This is a genomic window from Mitsuaria sp. PDC51 (genome assembly GCF_900113225.1).
Taxonomy (GTDB): Bacteria; Pseudomonadota; Gammaproteobacteria; order Burkholderiales; family Burkholderiaceae_C; genus Roseateles.
This window is the reverse complement of record NZ_FOZE01000002.1, coordinates 689,334-704,808: the sequence shown is the minus strand read 5'-3', so window position 1 is coordinate 704,808 and position 15,475 is coordinate 689,334. Positions and strand designations below refer to the sequence as shown.

General features: G+C 69.9%; 15 protein-coding genes. 9 read left to right on the top strand and 6 right to left on the bottom strand.

Annotated features, from left to right (window positions below; genetic code table 11):
• The first annotated feature begins 229 nt into the window (after window positions 1-229).
• The 5 genes from BM393_RS25295 to ylqF all read left to right on the top strand — a co-directional run bounded on the left by BM393_RS25295 (window position 230) and on the right by ylqF (window position 5,160).
• Window positions 230-610 carry a hypothetical protein gene (locus tag BM393_RS25295; RefSeq protein ID WP_141225338.1) on the top strand — a complete coding sequence of 127 codons (381 nt, stop codon included), beginning with the start codon at window positions 230-232 and terminating at the stop codon, window positions 608-610.
• A gap of 10 nt (window positions 611-620) precedes the next feature.
• A complete protein-coding gene (locus BM393_RS14515) occupies window positions 621-2,051 on the top strand; it encodes a TolC family protein (RefSeq protein ID WP_091727385.1) in 1,431 nt (476 codons plus the stop codon).
• A 25-nt stretch (window positions 2,052-2,076) separates the two neighbouring features.
• The gene (locus tag BM393_RS14510; RefSeq protein ID WP_091727382.1) at window positions 2,077-3,498 is read left to right on the top strand and encodes a multicopper oxidase family protein; all 1,422 of its coding nucleotides are present in this window, start codon (window positions 2,077-2,079) and stop codon (window positions 3,496-3,498) included.
• A gap of 90 nt (window positions 3,499-3,588) precedes the next feature.
• The gene (locus BM393_RS14505; RefSeq protein ID WP_091727379.1) at window positions 3,589-3,996 is read left to right on the top strand and encodes a copper-binding protein; all 408 of its coding nucleotides are present in this window, start codon (window positions 3,589-3,591) and stop codon (window positions 3,994-3,996) included.
• Between the two features lie 150 nt (window positions 3,997-4,146).
• Entirely contained in the window at window positions 4,147-5,160 is a 1,014-nt protein-coding gene (ylqF, locus tag BM393_RS14500) for a ribosome biogenesis GTPase YlqF (RefSeq protein ID WP_091727375.1), read from the top strand.
• Here the strand turns inward: ylqF and BM393_RS14495 are convergent.
• A complete protein-coding gene (locus tag BM393_RS14495) occupies window positions 5,154-5,771 on the bottom strand; it encodes a trimeric intracellular cation channel family protein (RefSeq protein ID WP_254783452.1) in 618 nt (205 codons plus the stop codon). The genes ylqF and BM393_RS14495 overlap by 7 nt on opposite strands.
• A gap of 128 nt (window positions 5,772-5,899) precedes the next feature.
• Here BM393_RS14495 and htpG point away from each other — a divergent pair, with 128 nt between their 5' ends.
• On the top strand, window positions 5,900-7,792 hold the full coding sequence (htpG, locus tag BM393_RS14490) for a molecular chaperone HtpG (protein ID WP_091727371.1): 1,893 nt from the start codon (window positions 5,900-5,902) through the stop codon (window positions 7,790-7,792).
• Window positions 7,793-7,818: 26 nt separating this feature from the next.
• On the opposite strand, the gene BM393_RS14485 is transcribed toward htpG, so the two are convergent.
• From BM393_RS14485 to BM393_RS14475, 3 genes are all read right to left on the bottom strand, one after another.
• Complete coding sequence (locus BM393_RS14485; protein ID WP_091727366.1) at window positions 7,819-8,817, bottom strand: serine/threonine protein kinase; 999 nt, start codon at window positions 8,815-8,817, stop codon at window positions 7,819-7,821.
• A 74-nt stretch (window positions 8,818-8,891) separates the two neighbouring features.
• Window positions 8,892-9,818 (bottom strand): DUF2726 domain-containing protein, encoded by a 927-nt coding sequence (locus BM393_RS14480; RefSeq protein WP_091727363.1) that lies wholly within the window; start codon window positions 9,816-9,818, stop codon window positions 8,892-8,894.
• A gap of 188 nt (window positions 9,819-10,006) precedes the next feature.
• Window positions 10,007-10,771, bottom strand: a complete 765-nt coding sequence (locus tag BM393_RS14475; protein ID WP_254783451.1) for a GNAT family N-acetyltransferase — start codon at window positions 10,769-10,771, stop codon at window positions 10,007-10,009.
• Window positions 10,772-11,061: 290 nt separating this feature from the next.
• Between BM393_RS14475 and rplM the strand changes: the two genes are divergently transcribed.
• The 3 genes from rplM (at window position 11,062) to erpA (ending at window position 12,469) form a co-directional block, all read left to right on the top strand.
• Window positions 11,062-11,490, top strand: coding sequence for a 50S ribosomal protein L13 (gene rplM, locus BM393_RS14470; protein ID WP_067065533.1), 429 nt, complete (start codon window positions 11,062-11,064; stop codon window positions 11,488-11,490).
• Window positions 11,491-11,499: 9 nt separating this feature from the next.
• Window positions 11,500-11,892, top strand: coding sequence for a 30S ribosomal protein S9 (gene rpsI / locus BM393_RS14465; RefSeq protein WP_091727356.1), 393 nt, complete (start codon window positions 11,500-11,502; stop codon window positions 11,890-11,892).
• Between the two features lie 202 nt (window positions 11,893-12,094).
• A complete protein-coding gene (gene erpA, locus BM393_RS14460; protein WP_091727353.1) occupies window positions 12,095-12,469 on the top strand; it encodes an iron-sulfur cluster insertion protein ErpA in 375 nt (124 codons plus the stop codon).
• An 81-nt stretch (window positions 12,470-12,550) separates the two neighbouring features.
• Here the strand turns inward: erpA and BM393_RS14455 are convergent, their stop codons facing one another.
• Together BM393_RS14455 and BM393_RS14450 are read right to left on the bottom strand one after the other, a co-directional pair.
• Complete coding sequence (locus BM393_RS14455) at window positions 12,551-13,678, bottom strand: anhydro-N-acetylmuramic acid kinase (protein ID WP_091727350.1); 1,128 nt, start codon at window positions 13,676-13,678, stop codon at window positions 12,551-12,553.
• 34 nt (window positions 13,679-13,712) lie between these two features.
• Window positions 13,713-15,098, bottom strand: coding sequence for a M23 family metallopeptidase (locus BM393_RS14450; protein WP_091727345.1), 1,386 nt, complete (start codon window positions 15,096-15,098; stop codon window positions 13,713-13,715).
• Between the last annotated feature and the right edge of the window lie 377 nt (window positions 15,099-15,475).

The following is a 15,475-nucleotide window of genomic DNA, read 5'->3' as shown; positions in this document are numbered from 1 at the left end:
GCGTCGCCATCGTGCCGGGTTCCGTCTGATGACGGCCCGGCCGGCGGCCTGCACTGACCCTCACCCCCACCCTCTCCCGCAAGCGGGAGGGGGAGTCCGATCCGATCCTTCGCCCCGCTGGTGGCGCTGGAGATCGGTCTGACTGACTCCCTCTCCCCGCTGGCGGGGAGAGGGCAGGGGTGAGGGGTCTGGGCAGTCCTCCCTGCTCCCGATCCTCCGCGAGGAAGCCATGTCTTCTCGATTGCTCTGCCTGCTGGCCGTGGCCGCGACCCTCGGGTCTGCCGCGGCCGCGCCCCCCGATCCCGCCGACCCACGGGCGACCACGCCCGCGCCGATCGTCAAGCCGCCCGTGCCCGCCTCCGGCGCCGCCGTCGCCGACCCCGGTGTCGGCGACTGGCGCCAGGCCAACCGCCGTGTCCACGAGGCCGGCGGCTGGCGCGCGCTACTGCGCGAAAGCCAAGCCGCTAACGCACCCGCCCCGCCGCCAGCGTCGCCCGCCCGACCGGCCGCTGCCTCCTCCGCCCCGGCGAGCGCCGCGTCTGCGGCCGGCGCCGCCTCGGTCCCCGCCAGCGCCACCTCGGCCCCGGCCGGCGGCCATCACCACCATTGAGGAGCCCCCGATGTCCTCGACGATGACTTCCCTGCGCCTGGCCCTGCCCGTGCTGCTGGCGCTGGGCCTTTCGGCCTGCGCGTCGCTCTCGCCGGAGCAGGCGGCCGAGCCGATCCAGCGGCAGAGCCGCGACTGGCTGGGCAGCGACCTGCCGCTGCAGCGCACCGACGACCAGCGCGCCGCCGCCCGCGCGCGCACCGACGCCCTGCTGGCCCGGCCGCTCGATGCCCAGGGCGCGGTGCAGCTCGCGCTGCTGAACCACCGCGGCCTGCAGGCCGGCCTTTACGGCCTGGGCATGGCCGACGCCGAGCGCGTGCAGACGCTGCTCTGGCCGAACCCGGTCCTGAGCCTGGGCCGCCTCGTGCGCGGCGACGAGCGCGAGATCGAGCGCGGTCTCGAGTTCAACCTGCTGAGCCTGCTCGGCCGCGGTGCCCGCCAGGACGCCGCCGCCCAGGCCCTGGCCCGCGAGCAGGCGCGCGTCGGGCAGCAGCTGCTCGACGTCGCCTCCCAGGCGCGTCGCAGCTGGGTCCAGGCCGTCGCCGCGCAGGAGCGCCTGCTGCAGGCGCGCACGGTGCTGGACTCCGCCTCCGCCGGTGCGGAACTGGCGCTGCGGATGCGCCAGGCCGGCAATGTCAGCGCGCTGCGGCTCGCCCGCGAGCGCGCGGTGCTGGCCGAGGCCCAGCTCGCGCTGGAGCAGGCCGAGCTGCAGGCGACCGGTGACCGCGAGGCGCTGATCCGCGCGATCGGCCTGTGGGGCGACGACGTGACGAGGTTGACGCTGCCGGAGCGCCTGCCCGACGTGCCGACCGACTTCCGCGCCGCCGACGACCTCGAGCGGCAGGCGGTGGCGCAGCGGCTCGACATCCAGGCCGCGAAGCGCGACTCGGAGCAGCTCGCCGCGCAGCTGGGCCTGACGCGCCGGACCGGCCGGATCAACGTGCTCGAACTCGGCCTGCAGCGCAACAGCAGCAACGAGGAACCCACCCAGCGGGGCGTCGAGCTCAGCGTCGAGCTGCCGCTCTTCGACTGGGGCCAGGCGCGCGTGGCCGGTGCCCGCGAGGCCTACGGGCAGTCGCTCGAGCGGACCGCGCAGGTGGCGATCGACGCGCGCTCCGAAGTCCGCGTCGCGCGGGCCCGCGCGGAGACCGCCTGGCGCATCGCCCGGCGTCATCACGACGAGGTGCTGCCGCTGGCCCGTCAGGTCTCCGACGAAACCCTGCTGCGCTACAACGGCATGCTGGTCGGCGTCATGGACCTGCTCGCCGACGCGCGGGCCCAGGCCCGCGCCGTCGCCGCCGCGCTCGACGCGCGGCGCGACTACTGGCTCGCCGAATCGATGCTGTCGCAGAGCCTGCTCGGCCCCGTGCGCGACGGCGCCACGGCCGCTTCCCCGACTCCGACCGCCGCGGCGCCCGAAGCCGCCGGCGCCGCCGCGCATTGAGCGCGCGGTCCTGAAAGGATTCCCGATGATTTCCCGACGCAACCTGTTCGCCCGCGCCGCCGCGGGTGCGGCGCTCGGCGCGGCCGGCGCGGTCAACGCGAGCGGTGTCTCGCGCGTCGCGATGGCGGCGCTGCCCGAGCCCGCCCAGCGCGACACGCCCGACACCGCGCCGCCGCTGACGCCGCCGGACGGCCGCCCCTACAACCCCGTCGTCACCCTCAACGGCTGGACGCTGCCCTGGCGCATGCGCGACGGCGTCAAGGAATTCCACCTCGTCGCCGAGCCGGTCCTGCGCGAACTCGCGCCGGGCTGCACCGCCCACCTGTGGGGCTACAACGGCCAGTCGCCCGGTCCCACCATCGAGGTCGTCGAAGGCGACCGCGTGCGCATCTACGTCACCAACAAGCTGCCCGAGCACACCAGCGTCCACTGGCATGGCCAGCGCCTGCCCAACGGCATGGACGGCGTCTCCGGGCTCACGCAGCCGGCGATCAAGCCGGGCGAGACCTTCGTCTACGAGTTCGTCGCCCGCCGGCCCGGCACCTTCATGTACCACCCGCATGCGGACGAAATGACGCAGATGGCGATGGGCATGATGGGCTTCTGGGTCACCCATCCGAAGGCGCGGCATCCGCAGATCGCCGAGGTGCAGCGCGACTTCTGCTTCCTGCTCTCGAGCTACGACATCGATCCCGGCAGCTACACGCCGCGCACGATGACGATGACCGACTTCAACCTGTGGACCTGGAACAGCCGCGTCTTCCCGGGCATCGACACGCTCAACGTGCGCCAGGGCGACCGCGTGCGGGTGCGGGTCGGCAACCTCACCATGACCAACCACCCCATCCACCTGCACGGGCACGAGTTCGAGGTCACCGGCACCGATGGCGGTCCGGTGCCCAGGTCCGCGCGCTGGCCCGAGGTCACCACCGACGTCGCGGTGGGCCAGATGCGGCAGATCGAATTCATCGCCGACGAGCCCGGCGACTGGGCCATCCACTGCCACAAGAGCCACCACACGATGAACGCCATGGGCCATGAGGTCGACACGCTGATCGGCGTCGACCACCGCGGACTGGCCGCGCGCATCAACAAGGTCATCCCCGACTACATGGCGATGGGCGAGCGCGGCATGGCCGACATGGCCGAGATGGAGATGCCGCTGCCGGAGAACACCATCCCGATGATGGCCGGGCGGGGGCCGCATGGCGCGCTGGAGATGGGCGGCATGTTCAGCGTCCTCAAGGTCCGCAAGGACCAGAAGCCCGGCGACTACCGCGATCCGGGCTGGTACGCCGCGCCGCGCGGCACGGTCGCTCGCGCGGTCGATGCCCCGCTCGGAGCGCCGTCGGCTCCCGCACCGAGGACCGCTGCGCCCTCGTCGGCGCCCGCGCCCGAACCGCTGCGCGTGCGCAAGCCCGATGGCCACGGCCATCAAGGCCATTGACCCATTGCTCATCACAACATCGGCGCGCGATCCGCGACGTGCGATCCGCGCGCCGTCGACCTCGATTCAAACGCTCACCAGGAGATCACCATGAACCGTTTTCCCACCCTCCTTGCCGCCATCGCGCTGAGCGTGATCGCCGCGGCCTCGCCCGCGCGCGCTCAGCATGAAGGGCACGAGGGCCATGAGGGCCACGGCCAGCCCTCGCCTGCTGCCTCGCCGGCCGCGAGTGCCGACGCCACGGCGTCGTCGCAGGACTGGATTGCCGCCGAGGTCCGTCGTGTCGACGCGGCGCAGCAGAAGTTGACGCTCAAGCATGGCGAGATCCGTCATCTGGACATGCCGGGCATGACGATGCCTTTCAAGCTGGCGCCTGGTGTGCTGAGCGCTGCGCAGCTGACGGCGATGAAGGCTGGCGACAAGGTCGAGGTGCGCATCGAGTCGCGCGACGGTGCCCCGACGATCGTTGAGCTTCGCCCGGCGCCGGCCCCGAACTGAGGCACGACTTCGGCGCCCGCCTCGGTGGTTCGGGGACGGCAGGGCGCGGGGTCTTGGCGCTTGCCGCCAAGGCCCTGCGCTCTGGCGGCCAAGCGCTCGCCCGCGGCAGGTGGAACACACCCCCCACCAGATCACCGACAATCCCGCCCCATGGCGATTCAATGGTTTCCCGGGCACATGCACAAGACCCGGGGCGCGATCCGCGAGCGCATGAAGAGCGGCATCGACGTGGTCATCGAGATGCTCGATGCCCGCGTGCCCGCGAGCAGTGCCAATCCGCTGATCGCGCAGCTGACGGCCGGCCGGCCGGCGCTGAAGCTGCTCAACAAGCAGGATCTGGCGGATCCCGCCCGCACGGCGGAGTGGCTGGCCTTCTACCGCTCCCGTCCGGACACGCAGGCGGTGGCGATCCACCAGGGTCAGCCCGGCCTGGCCAAGCTGATGGCGGCCGAGTGCCGCGCGCTGGCGCCGCACCGGGGCGGGCTGGACAAGCCGCTGCGGGTGCTGATCTGCGGCATTCCCAACGTCGGCAAGTCGACGCTGATCAACACGATCGTGGGCAAGCGTGCCGCCGCCACCGGCGACGAACCGGGCATCACCAAGATCGAGCAGAAGATCCTGCTCGACAAGGGTGTCTACCTCTTCGACACCCCGGGCATGCTGTGGCCCAAGATCCGCGTGCCCGAGGCTGGCATCAACCTGGCCGCCAGCGGCGCGGTCGGCCGCAATGCCTTCGAGGAGGAAGTCGTCGCGCTGGACCTGTTGGGTTATCTGCGCCGGCACTATCCGCAGTCGCTCAAGAGCCGTTACCAGCTCGAGCCGGACGCCAGCCTGCTGGACGGCGAGGTGCTGGCCTTGATCGGCAAGCGGCGCGGCGCGGTGCTGTCGGGGGGGCGCATCAACACGCAGAAGGCGGCCGAGATCCTGCTGTACGACCTGCGCCAGGGGCAGCTCGGCCGGATCACGCTGGAGACGCCGGCCGAATTCGCCGAATGGACCGCGGCGGCCGAGGCCGCCGAAGCGGCCAAGCTGGCGGAGAAGGAAGCCCGCGCCGCGCTGGCCAAGCGCGGCACGCGTGACGCGGACGCGTCCGGCGACGAGGACGAGGACGAGGACCCGGACGACGACCTCGACGAAGACGACGGCGGCGACCGCCGTCAGTGAAGCTGCAGCATCTGCAGCGCCGGCAGCTGCCAACCGAAGTACAGCGCCGCCAGGCGTAGCGCGGCCACCCCGACCATCCCCAGCACGAAGGCCCAGCGCATCGGCAAGCCCATCGCCTTGAGCGCGAAGTACAGCGCGATGCCGCCGATCGCCGCCGTCGCGTAGATGTCCTTGCGCAGCAGCAGCGGTGCCTGCCCGCTCAGCAGGTCGCGCAGCACGCCGCCCCCGCAGGCGGTCAGCGTGCCCATCAGCAGCGCGGGCATCGGCCTCACGCCGTGTTCCTCGGCGATCTCCGTGCCGCAGAGCGCGAACAGCGCCAGGCCCAAGGCGTCCGCGATCTTGAGCACCGCGATCGCATGCCCCGGGAAGGGGCCGACCACCAGCGCCGCCAGCGCGCTGGCCACGATCACCAGCAGGTAGCGGGTGTCCTTCATCCAGAACACCGGATGCCGGTTCAGCAGCAGGTCGCGCAGCGTGCCGCCGCCGACCGCCGTCATCGCCGCGATGACCAGCAGCCCGAACAGGTCCAGCCCGGCCTGCATCGCGGCCAGCGCTCCGCTCACGGCAAACACCGCCACGCCCAGCAAATCGAACCAGTAGATCATCGGCATAGGGCCGGGAGTGTAGAGGCGGCCCCTTGAAATCGGCGCCGCCGCGCCCATGTGCCCCGCCGCGATAATCCGCCCCCAATCGGGGTGGCGCTCCCACCCGTTTCTCTCATCCACCCTTCTTTCGAACGATGGACAAGCAAACTCATTCCTTCCAGGCCGAGGTCAAGCAGATCCTGCATCTGGTGACGCACTCGCTCTACTCGAACAAGGAAATTTTCCTGCGCGAGCTGGTCAGCAACGCCTCCGACGCCTGCGACAAGCTGCGCTTCGAGGCCCTGGATCATCCCCAGTTCCTGGAAGACCAGCCCAACCTCGAGGTCCGCGTCTCCTTCGACGCCGAGGCCCGCACCGTCACCATCAGCGACAACGGCATCGGCCTGTCCGCGGAAGAAGCCATCGCGCACCTGGGCACGATCGCCAAGAGCGGCACCCGCGAGTTCATGGCCAAGCTCGAGGGTGACCAGAAGAAGGATGCGCACCTGATCGGCCAGTTTGGCGTGGGGTTCTACTCCGGCTTCATCGTCGCCGACCGCATCACCGTCGAGTCCCGCCGTGCCGGCCTGCCGGCCGACCAGGGCGTGCGCTGGAGCTCCGAAGGCACCGGCGATTTCGAGGTCGAGACCATCACCAAGCCGGGCCGCGGCACCGATGTGATCCTCCATCTACGCGAGGGCGAGGATGAATTCCTCAAGACCTGGCGCCTGAAGTCGACGATCGCGAAGTATTCCGACCACATCTCGCTGCCCATCCTGATGCGCAAGGAGGAGTGGGACGCGGAGAAGGCGACGCAGGTCCTCAAGGACGAGTGGGAGCCGGTGAACAAGGCCTCCGCGCTGTGGACGCGCTCCAAGAGCGACATCACCCAGGCCGAGTACGACGCGTTCTACCAGCAGATCAGCTACGACACCGAGCCGCCGCTGGCCTTCACCCACAACCGCGTCGAGGGCCGCAGCGAATACACGCAGCTGCTCTACATCCCGGCCAAGGCCCCCTTCGACCTGTGGAACCGCGACAAGCGCGGCGGTGTGAAGCTGTACGTCAAGCGCGTCTTCATCATGGACGACGCCGAGGCGCTGATGCCGGTCTACCTGCGCTTCGTCAAGGGCGTGATCGACTCGGCCGACCTGCCGCTGAACGTCAGCCGCGAACTGCTGCAGGAAAGCCGCGACGTGAAGGCGATCCGCGAGGGCTCGACCAAGCGCGTGCTGTCGATGCTGGAGTCGCTGGCCAACAGCGAGGACGCCGCCGAGCGCGACAAGTACGCCCGTTTCTGGACCGACTTCGGCCAGGTGCTGAAGGAAGGCGTCGGCGAGGACCATGCCAACCAGGAGCGCCTGGTCAAGCTGCTGCGCTTCGCCTCGACGCATGCCGACCAGAACGTCTCCTTCGCCGACTATGTGTCGCGCATGAAGGAGGGCCAGGAGGCCATCTACTACATCACCGCCGACAGCCTGGCCGCCGCGAAGAACAGCCCGCAGCTGGAGATCTTCCGCAAGAAGGGCATCGAGGTGCTGCTGCTGACCGAGCGGGTCGACGAGTGGATGCTGTCCCACCTCTACGAGTTCGAGGGCAAGTCGCTGCAGTCGGTCGCCAAGGGCGCGGTCGACCTGGGCCAGCTCCAGGACGAGGAAGAGAAGAAGAAGGCCGAGGAAGCCGCCGAGCAGTTCAAGCCGGTGCTGGACCGCCTGAAGACCGCGCTCGAGGGCCGCGCCAAGGACGTGCGCGTGACCACCCGCCTGGTGGACTCGCCGGCCTGCGTGGTCGTCGAGGAGGGCGACATCAGCGGCCATCTGGCCCGCATGCTCAAGCAGGCTGGCCAGACCGCGCCGACCGCGTTGCCGACGCTGGAGATCAACCCCGATCACGCGCTGGTGAAGAAGCTCGGCGCGATCGAGGGCGACGAATCGCGCTTCGGCGACCTGGCGCAGGTGCTGTTCGACCAGGCGCTGCTGGCCGAGGGTGGCGTGCTGGAGGACCCGGCCGCCTACGTGCGCCGCGTCAACGCGCTGTTGCTGGGCTGAGCGCCGTCAGCAGCGGTCAGCAGCGGTCAGAAGCGCTCGGCGGCCACCTGCATGGCCTCGAGCTGCTCGCGCAGCTTGACGACCTGGTCGCTCCAGTAGTTGGGCGTCCCGAACCACGGGAAGGCCAGCGGGAAGGCCGGGTCGTCCCAGCGCCGCGCGAGCCAGGCGCTGTGGTGGATCATGCGCTGCGTGCGCAGCGCTTCCACCAGGCGCAGTTCGCGCCAGTCGAATTCGCGCACGCTCTCGTAGCCGTCCAGCAGCGCGTCGCGCTGGATCCGCGCCGCTTCCGGATCGCCGGACAGCAGCATCCACAGGTCCTGCACCGCCGGCCCCTGGGCGGCGTCGTCGAGGTCGACGAAGTGCGGGCCGCGGTCCGGCGTCCACAGGATGTTGCCGGGATGGCAATCGCCGTGCAGCCGCAGCGAGCGCCGGTCCGGCAGGCTGTCGAAGGCAGCGTCGATCGCGTCGATGCAGCGCGCCGCGGCATCGTGCCAGTGGGCCGAGAGCTCCGGCGGCAGGGTGTCGTGGGCGCGCAGCCAGTCGCGGGCATCGCGCGCCGGCGCGGCGCTGTTCCAGGCGAGCCGCGCCTGGAAGGGCTGGGCCTGGCCGACGTCGTGCATGCGCGCGAGGAAACGGCCGATCCAGCGCAGCACCTCCGGGTCCTCGAGTTCCGGCGCACGGCCGCCCTGGCGCGGCGTGACCGCGAAGCGCTGGTCCTGGAAATGGCCCAGGGTGCCGGTGGCGCCGTCGATGGTCAGCGTCAGCGGCGCGACCACCGGGACCTCGGCCGCGGCCAGCGCCTGCGCGAAGGCGTGCTCCTCCAGGATCTGCGCGTCGGTCCAGCGGCCGGGCCGGTAGAACTTCGCGACCACCGCCGCGCCGTCCTCCAGGTGGGCCAGCAGCACGCGGTTCTCGTAGGAGTTCAGCTGCAGCAGGCGGCCGTCGGGGCGCAGGCCCGCGTGCTCGAGGGCATCGAGCATCAGCTCGGGCGTCAGGAGGCCGAACCCGGCCGTCGTGTCAGTCATGGAGTCGCGGAGGCAACGAAAACGGCGCCGGAGCGCCGTCGTGTGTCCTCGAGGAAGCGGAGCAGGCGCGTAGCTTAGCGCCGCCCGTAGCGCGGCGAATCGACGACCACGCCGCCGATGTCGGCGTCCGGCGATTCGCCGGGCAGGGGCGGGAAGTCGTGGCCGAACTGGGACTCCCGGCCGAGCTGCGAGTCGCGGAAGCCGCTGGCCTCGTGCGCGCCGGCGCGCGGCCGGTAGCCGCGGGTGCGGGGTTCGGCGGGCGGCAGCGGGGCCATGGCGGCGGACATCGGGGCGGCCATCGGCGGCAGGGGCGCGTGCATCGACTCGCCGCCGCCGAAGGCGTCATAGCGGCTGTCGGGCGCGAAGAAGGAATCGCTGAAGACGGGCGAGTCGTTCCACAGCGTGTTGCGCGCGGCCGGGGCCACCGGTGCCGCGCGCCGCGCCGCGGCGGCGCTCGCGACCGGCGCATGCGCGCTGGCGCGCGGCATCGGCGCCATGCTGGCGCGGCTGCCCTGGTTGCTGTAGGGCACGAGCAGCTGCAGCTCGGTCGCGCTGGGGAGCTGGTCGACCGAGGTGCGGAGGTAGCGGATCCGGCACGCGGCCAGCACGGCCTGCTTGATCTGCAGGCTGCGGGACGAGCCGGGGCGGTCGGTTTCCAGGTCGATGGCGGCCAGCACGCGGCCGTTGGGGCTGCAGATGGCGAAGTTCACGCTGATGCCGCCCAGCAGCTCATACCAGTAGCGGACGTCGCGGGCCTCGGTCGGCTGGCAGAAGCGCACCACCGGCAGCTTGCACATCACGACGTGGTGGGGGAGCGCCTCGCGCAGCAGGCGGAAGACGCGGCGTTCATCCGCGCTGAAGACCGGGCGCGGGCTCAGCGACCACTCGGTGGGCAGCGGCTTGCGCTCGCGCCGGGGGCGCCGCAGCAGCAGCGCGGCGAGCAGTCCCAGGACCGCCAGCGCCGACAGTCCCGCGATGATCCACGGAAGCAGGTTCTGCATATCCCAACGAACTGGACGGACCGGACGGATGGCGCGACGAGGCGCCGAGGGTCGCTCGGAGGTGGCAAGGACAGCGCGCAACGGACCGGCGAATCGGGCGAATGTAGCGGAAAGGCGTTACAAAATGCATCCGGATTCCCCCCTGGAATCGGGTGGGGCACCGTGGAATGCCGTCGTCGTCCGTGCGATCAGCGTTTCGATCCGGGGCCGGCGTGGCGGTCGTCCGACCGGTCCCGGACCTTGCGGATGCGGGATTTCACCTCGGCCACGCCATCCAGGAAATCGCCGACGGTGCGCATGTGGCGCTTGAACTGGAAGTCCCATTCGGCCATGTGGCGCTCCAGGGCCTCGTCCACGTGCGAGGACACCGAGTCCGGCGGCAGCCGAAGCCAGGCTTCGGATTCGCCGCCGTCGCGCTCCACCGTCGCGCCGGCGTTGCGGGCGATCTTCAGCATCGGGGCGTTTTCGCTGAGGGCGTGGATGAACAGGGTGTCGATGCCGCGGTTGCGGGCGTGCAGCGCGGCGCGCTCGAACAGCCGGCCGCCGAAACCCTTGCCTCGCGCCGTGGTGGCGACCGAGACGCCGAACTCGGCCATCGCCGGCCGGCCCTTGATCTGCGGCGCCGGGGCGTAGGCCAGGTGGGCCACCGCGATCAGCTGCAGCCGGCGGTTGAAGATGCCCAGGACCTCGTCCCGGACGAAATCCAGCCCGGCCACGTACTTCTGGATCTGCTCGTCGCGCGCCGGGTAGCCGAAGCGCAGGTAGCGGTCGCGTTCCCCCAGCGACAGCAGGTGCTGCAGGATGCGCTTGCGGTGGCGCCGCCCCAGCGAGCGGATCGGCACCCAACTGGTCCAGCGCGCCAGCATCGCGCGAGGGTGCCAGCGCGAGCGCGGTGCCTCGTCCGGCACGGGGCCGGGCGTCGGGGTGGGCCGGGGATCGGGCGGGGTGGTCATGGCGCGCTGGGAGATGGGGTCGGATGCTAGCGGGGAAAGCGGGCGGCGGGTCGTTCCCTGCCGAATGCGTGTCGGAACCGGCATGGCGGGGCGCCGTCGCGGCGCTTGCGCCGGACCGGCGGGCGCGTGGATTTGGCCTTTCGGGCGTGTTCTGCTAGACTCGCCGGCTTTCCCGTTTCCAAGGCAGCGGGGGAACGTCCGTGAGAGGCCGCGCGATTCACATCGCCGACAAGCGTGCACCGAACGTACGGGGGCAGATCGCCCGAAGTTTCGCCTTTTGAAAGAATCTCATGAAGACCTTCAGCGCCAAGCCGGCCGAAGTGACGCACGAGTGGTTTGTGATTGACGCCACCGACAAGGTGCTCGGACGTGTTGCCAGCGAAGTGGCACTCCGTTTGCGCGGCAAGCACAAGGCCATCTACACGCCTCACGTCGACACCGGTGACTTCATCGTCATCATCAACGCCGAGAAGCTGCGTGTCACCGGCAACAAGGCCACGGACAAGGTGTACTACCGTCACTCGGGTTTCCCGGGCGGCATCTACGCCACCAAGTTCAAGGACATGCAAGCCAAGCATCCGGGCCGCGCCCTGGAGAAGGCCGTCAAGGGCATGCTGCCCAAGGGTCCGCTGGGCTACGCGATGATCAAGAAGCTGAAGGTGTACGCGGGCGACACGCATCCGCACACCGCCCAGCAGCCCAAGGCGCTGGAAATCTAAGGAGCCGTGATGATCGGAAACTGGAACTACGGTACCGGCCGTCGCAAGTCGTCGGTGGCGCGTGTCTTCATCAAGAAGGGCACCGGCCAAATCACGGTGAACGGCCGCTCGATCGAGCAGTACTTCGGCCGTCAGACCTCGATCATGATTTCGCGCCAGCCCCTGCTGCTGACGAACAATGGCGAGGCCTTCGACATCAAGATCAACGTGCACGGCGGCGGCGAGTCCGGCCAGGCCGGTGCTGTCCGTCTGGGCATCACCCGCGCGCTGATCGACTACGACGCGGCCCTGAAGCCCGAACTGAGCCGCGCCGGCTTCGTCACGCGTGACGCGCGTGAAGTTGAGCGTAAGAAGGTCGGTCTGCACGGCGCCCGTCGCCGGAAGCAGTTCAGCAAGCGCTGATCGACTTTCGTTCGCTGGTGGAATCCGGGTTGGGATTTCGTCAGCGACGCAAGCTCCAGAACAAGGCCGCTGTTTTCAGCGGCCTTGTTTTTTTATCCGGTGGGCTGCACCTCCCGCCGAAGGGGCTATCTCCAAGTGCCTGCCCATGCAGCGGGTGCTTTGAGATAATTCCCGCCATTCCTCCGACACAACAGGATCCACGATGAGCGCAGTCCTCGAAACCCAAACCACCGGCATGGGCGACATGCCGGCTCCGCTGGTCTTCACCGACAGCGCGGCTGAAAAGGTGCGCGAACTGGTGCTGGAAGAAGGCAACCCCGACTTGAAGCTGCGGGTGTTCGTCCAGGGCGGCGGCTGCTCCGGCTTCCAGTACGGCTTCACCTTCGACGAGGCCGTCAACGACGACGACACGCAGATGGCCAAGAACGGCGTGACGCTGTTGATCGACGCGATGAGCCTGCAATACCTGGTCGGCGCCGAGATCGACTACAAGGAAGACCTGCAAGGCGCCCAGTTCGTGATCAAGAATCCGAACGCGCAGACGACCTGCGGTTGCGGTTCGAGCTTCTCGGTCTGATCGGCCGGCACGACCCCACTGCCCGACGCGTGTCGGGCGCCATGACCAAGACCGCCTTCGGGCGGTCTTGTCGTTTCTGGCTCACGCCGGGGTGTAGCTGCCCAGGACGCGGAGTCCGGTGCCACCGGTCGCGGCGGGGAGGTTGCCCGGGAGCCCGCGCACATGGCGCATCGCCAGCCAAGCGAACGCGGCGCCTTCGACCTGCATCGGCGGCAGGCCGCGACGATCGGTGCTTGCTACCGTCATGGGCAGCAGCGCGCGCAGGCGTCCAAGTAGCGCATCGTTGAACGCGCCACCGCCGCAGACCAGCAATTCGCGCCAGGCGCCCGGAGCGTGAGCCGCCAGGCTGTCGGTCACGCAGCGCGCGCTCAACTCGAGCAGCGTGGCTTGCACGTCCACCGCGGAGACCTGCGGCGCATGCGCCGCGATGCGTTCATCCAACCATCCGAGGTGGAAAAGGTCCCGTCCCGTGCTGCGAGGCGGCGCCTGATGGAAGTAGGGCTCCGCGAGCAGCGCGGCGAGCAGTCCGGCATGCACCTGTCCCTGGGCCGCCCATTGGCCGCCCGCGTCATAGCTCGCGCCTTGATGCCGATGGATCCAGCCGTCCATCAGGCAGTTGCCGGGACCGCAATCGAACCCGCCACTGCGACCGTCGGCCCACAGCAGGCTGACATTGCTGATGCCGCCGACGTTCAGCACGGCGACGTCCTCACCCGGCTGCGCCAATGCCGCACGATGGAAGGCCGGCACCAGCGGCGCGCCCTGGCCGCCGACGGCCAGGTCCCGGCTGCGCAGGTCGTGGACCACGGCGATGCCGGTGAGCTCGGCCAGCAATGACGCATTCAGCACCTGCAGGGTGAAGCCGGTGCCGTCGAATTCGCCGGGGCGATGCCGGACGGTCTGGCCATGCGCGCCGAGCGCGCGAATGTCCTGCGGGACCCGGCGCTGCGCATTCAGCAGCGCGCGGCACACCTGCGCATAGGCGCGAGCGACGGCATTGCCGGCGAGGGCGGCGCGTTGCAGTTCGTTGTCGCCGGGGCTGTTCAGCGCCAGCAGTTCGGCGCGCAATTCGGCGCCGAAGGGCTGGTATTCATGGGCGAGGGCCTGAACGCTGCCATCGGCCTCGACGCGCAACAGGACGGCATCGACGCCGTCCAGCGAGGTGCCGGACATCAGTCCGATGTAGAGCTCGGCGCCGGCCATCGTCATCGCCGCAGCGTGGAGGTCGCGAGCGACCGCCGGCTTATTCGCCGACGACGCCCTCGTGGATGGATGAGGCCGCGTCGAGCGCGATCTTGGCGCTGGCGACCTGGGCCTTGAACGCGGCCTTGGCGGTCGCGGGCAGCGTGACGGCTTCCGACGAGCGCGCGATCACGCGCGGATCCTGCTGCTTGCCGTTCACGCGGAATTCGAAATGCAGGTGCGGGCCGGTGGCCCAGCCGGTCGAGCCGACGGCGCCGATCTTCTGGCCCTGGTCGACCTTCTGGCCTTTCTTGACGTCGATGCGGCTCAGGTGCGCGTAGACCGTCATGCGGTTGCCGCTGTGCTTGAGCTGCACCACGTTGCCGAAGCCGTTCTGCCAGCCGGCGAACTCAACATTGCCGTCGCCGACGCTGCGCACCGGGGTGCCGGTGGGGGCGCCGTAATCGATGCCCTGGTGCTGGCGCCAGGTCTGCAGGATCGGATGGAAGCGCATCGCGAAACCGGAGGTCACGCGGGAGAACTCCATCGGGCTCGCCAGGAACGAGCGGCGCTTGCTCTCGCCGTCGAAGCCGTAGTAGTTGCTCTTGCCGCTGGCCGGATCCCGGAACAGCACCGACTGGTAGCTCTTGCCGTTGTTGACGAACTCCGCGGCCAGCAGGCGGCCGGCGCGGTTGCCCCAGGTGATGGGCTCGCCGTCGGCGGTCAGGGTTTCGTAGACCAGCGAGAAGCGGTCGCCCTTGCGCAGTTCGCGGTGGAAGTCGATGTCGCCGGAGAACATGTCCGCCAGCTGGGTGGCGATCGCGTCGGGCACGTTGGCCTCGTCGGTCGCGGCGAACAGCGAGGACTGGATCGAGCCGCTGCCCAGGCGGGTCTGGGTCTCGAACGGCACGGTCTCCAGCTTCGAGACGAACTTGTCGCCTTCGCGGGTGATGCTCAGGCGGGTGAAGTGGGTGTCCTGCTGCTCGCTGGCCTCGGCGGCGTAGCGGGCGACGAGGGACTGGACCTCGCCGCTGGCGGTCGCGACGACCTGCACGCGCTTGCCGACGCGGCCGGTCAGCAGCTTTTTGGCGGTCTCGTCGCTGCGCAGGAAGGCGGCGGCGGCGACGTCGGCCGCGCCCATGCGCTTGAGCAGCGAGTCGGCGGTGTCGGCGGCGCGGGTGATGTCGCTGCGGGACAGGCCGGGATCGAACGCGGCCAGTTCGGCCAGTTGCTCGTCCAGCGATTGCAGCGGGATGGATTCGGAAACGATGCGCTGCGGCAGGTCCGCTGCGTCAGGGGCCATCGGGGCGACGCCGAAGGCGGTCACCGCGAAGCAGCTCAGGACACCGACGACGGTGCCGGTCAGGGTGCGCGGGTGCTTGGCCGCGAAGGATTCGGCGCGAGCGAGCGTGCGCTGCACGCGCTGCCATTCGTCAGTCCAATTCATCACGCGCCGAAGACCTTCTTTCTGGAGCCTGAGGAGTGCCGCCCATCGCCACGCCGCAGGGCGTGACCCGGAGGGCCCGGGCCGGCGATTCGACGTGCCGGCCAGCGAAGGACGCCGGGGGCGTCCTGATGCTGCGGGGAGCGTCCACTAGAATCGCCGTCTTGCGTTGCAGCGTCCCATCGGGCATGAGATTTGCCCTCCTGGCGCCCCGCAAAAACAGCCGGCAGTATACCGGCGCGCCCGGGTTGCAAGTGCTAGAAAACCCGATAAATCAAGACTTTACGTAAGCCCGTGCGGGCTCCGAAGTGCCATGTCTGACATTCGAACCCAGTCCTCGCCGGCCGCTGAATTTCCGATCACCGACCGGGTCCGTCATG

Coding starts and splice junctions, on each gene's coding strand:
- BM393_RS25295 (WP_141225338.1), top strand. CDS start 230: ATGTCTTCTCGATTGCTCTGCCTGCTGGCCGTGGCCGCGACCCTCGGG.
- BM393_RS14515 (WP_091727385.1), top strand. CDS start 621: ATGTCCTCGACGATGACTTCCCTGCGCCTGGCCCTGCCCGTGCTGCTG.
- BM393_RS14510 (WP_091727382.1), top strand. CDS start 2,077: ATGATTTCCCGACGCAACCTGTTCGCCCGCGCCGCCGCGGGTGCGGCG.
- BM393_RS14505 (WP_091727379.1), top strand. CDS start 3,589: ATGAACCGTTTTCCCACCCTCCTTGCCGCCATCGCGCTGAGCGTGATC.
- ylqF (WP_091727375.1), top strand. CDS start 4,147: ATGGCGATTCAATGGTTTCCCGGGCACATGCACAAGACCCGGGGCGCG.
- BM393_RS14495 (WP_254783452.1), bottom strand. CDS start 5,771: ATGCCGATGATCTACTGGTTCGATTTGCTGGGCGTGGCGGTGTTTGCC.
- htpG (WP_091727371.1), top strand. CDS start 5,900: ATGGACAAGCAAACTCATTCCTTCCAGGCCGAGGTCAAGCAGATCCTG.
- BM393_RS14485 (WP_091727366.1), bottom strand. CDS start 8,817: ATGACTGACACGACGGCCGGGTTCGGCCTCCTGACGCCCGAGCTGATG.
- BM393_RS14480 (WP_091727363.1), bottom strand. CDS start 9,818: ATGCAGAACCTGCTTCCGTGGATCATCGCGGGACTGTCGGCGCTGGCG.
- BM393_RS14475 (WP_254783451.1), bottom strand. CDS start 10,771: ATGACCACCCCGCCCGATCCCCGGCCCACCCCGACGCCCGGCCCCGTG.
- rplM (WP_067065533.1), top strand. CDS start 11,062: ATGAAGACCTTCAGCGCCAAGCCGGCCGAAGTGACGCACGAGTGGTTT.
- rpsI (WP_091727356.1), top strand. CDS start 11,500: ATGATCGGAAACTGGAACTACGGTACCGGCCGTCGCAAGTCGTCGGTG.
- erpA (WP_091727353.1), top strand. CDS start 12,095: ATGAGCGCAGTCCTCGAAACCCAAACCACCGGCATGGGCGACATGCCG.
- BM393_RS14455 (WP_091727350.1), bottom strand. CDS start 13,678: ATGACGATGGCCGGCGCCGAGCTCTACATCGGACTGATGTCCGGCACC.
- BM393_RS14450 (WP_091727345.1), bottom strand. CDS start 15,098: ATGAATTGGACTGACGAATGGCAGCGCGTGCAGCGCACGCTCGCTCGC.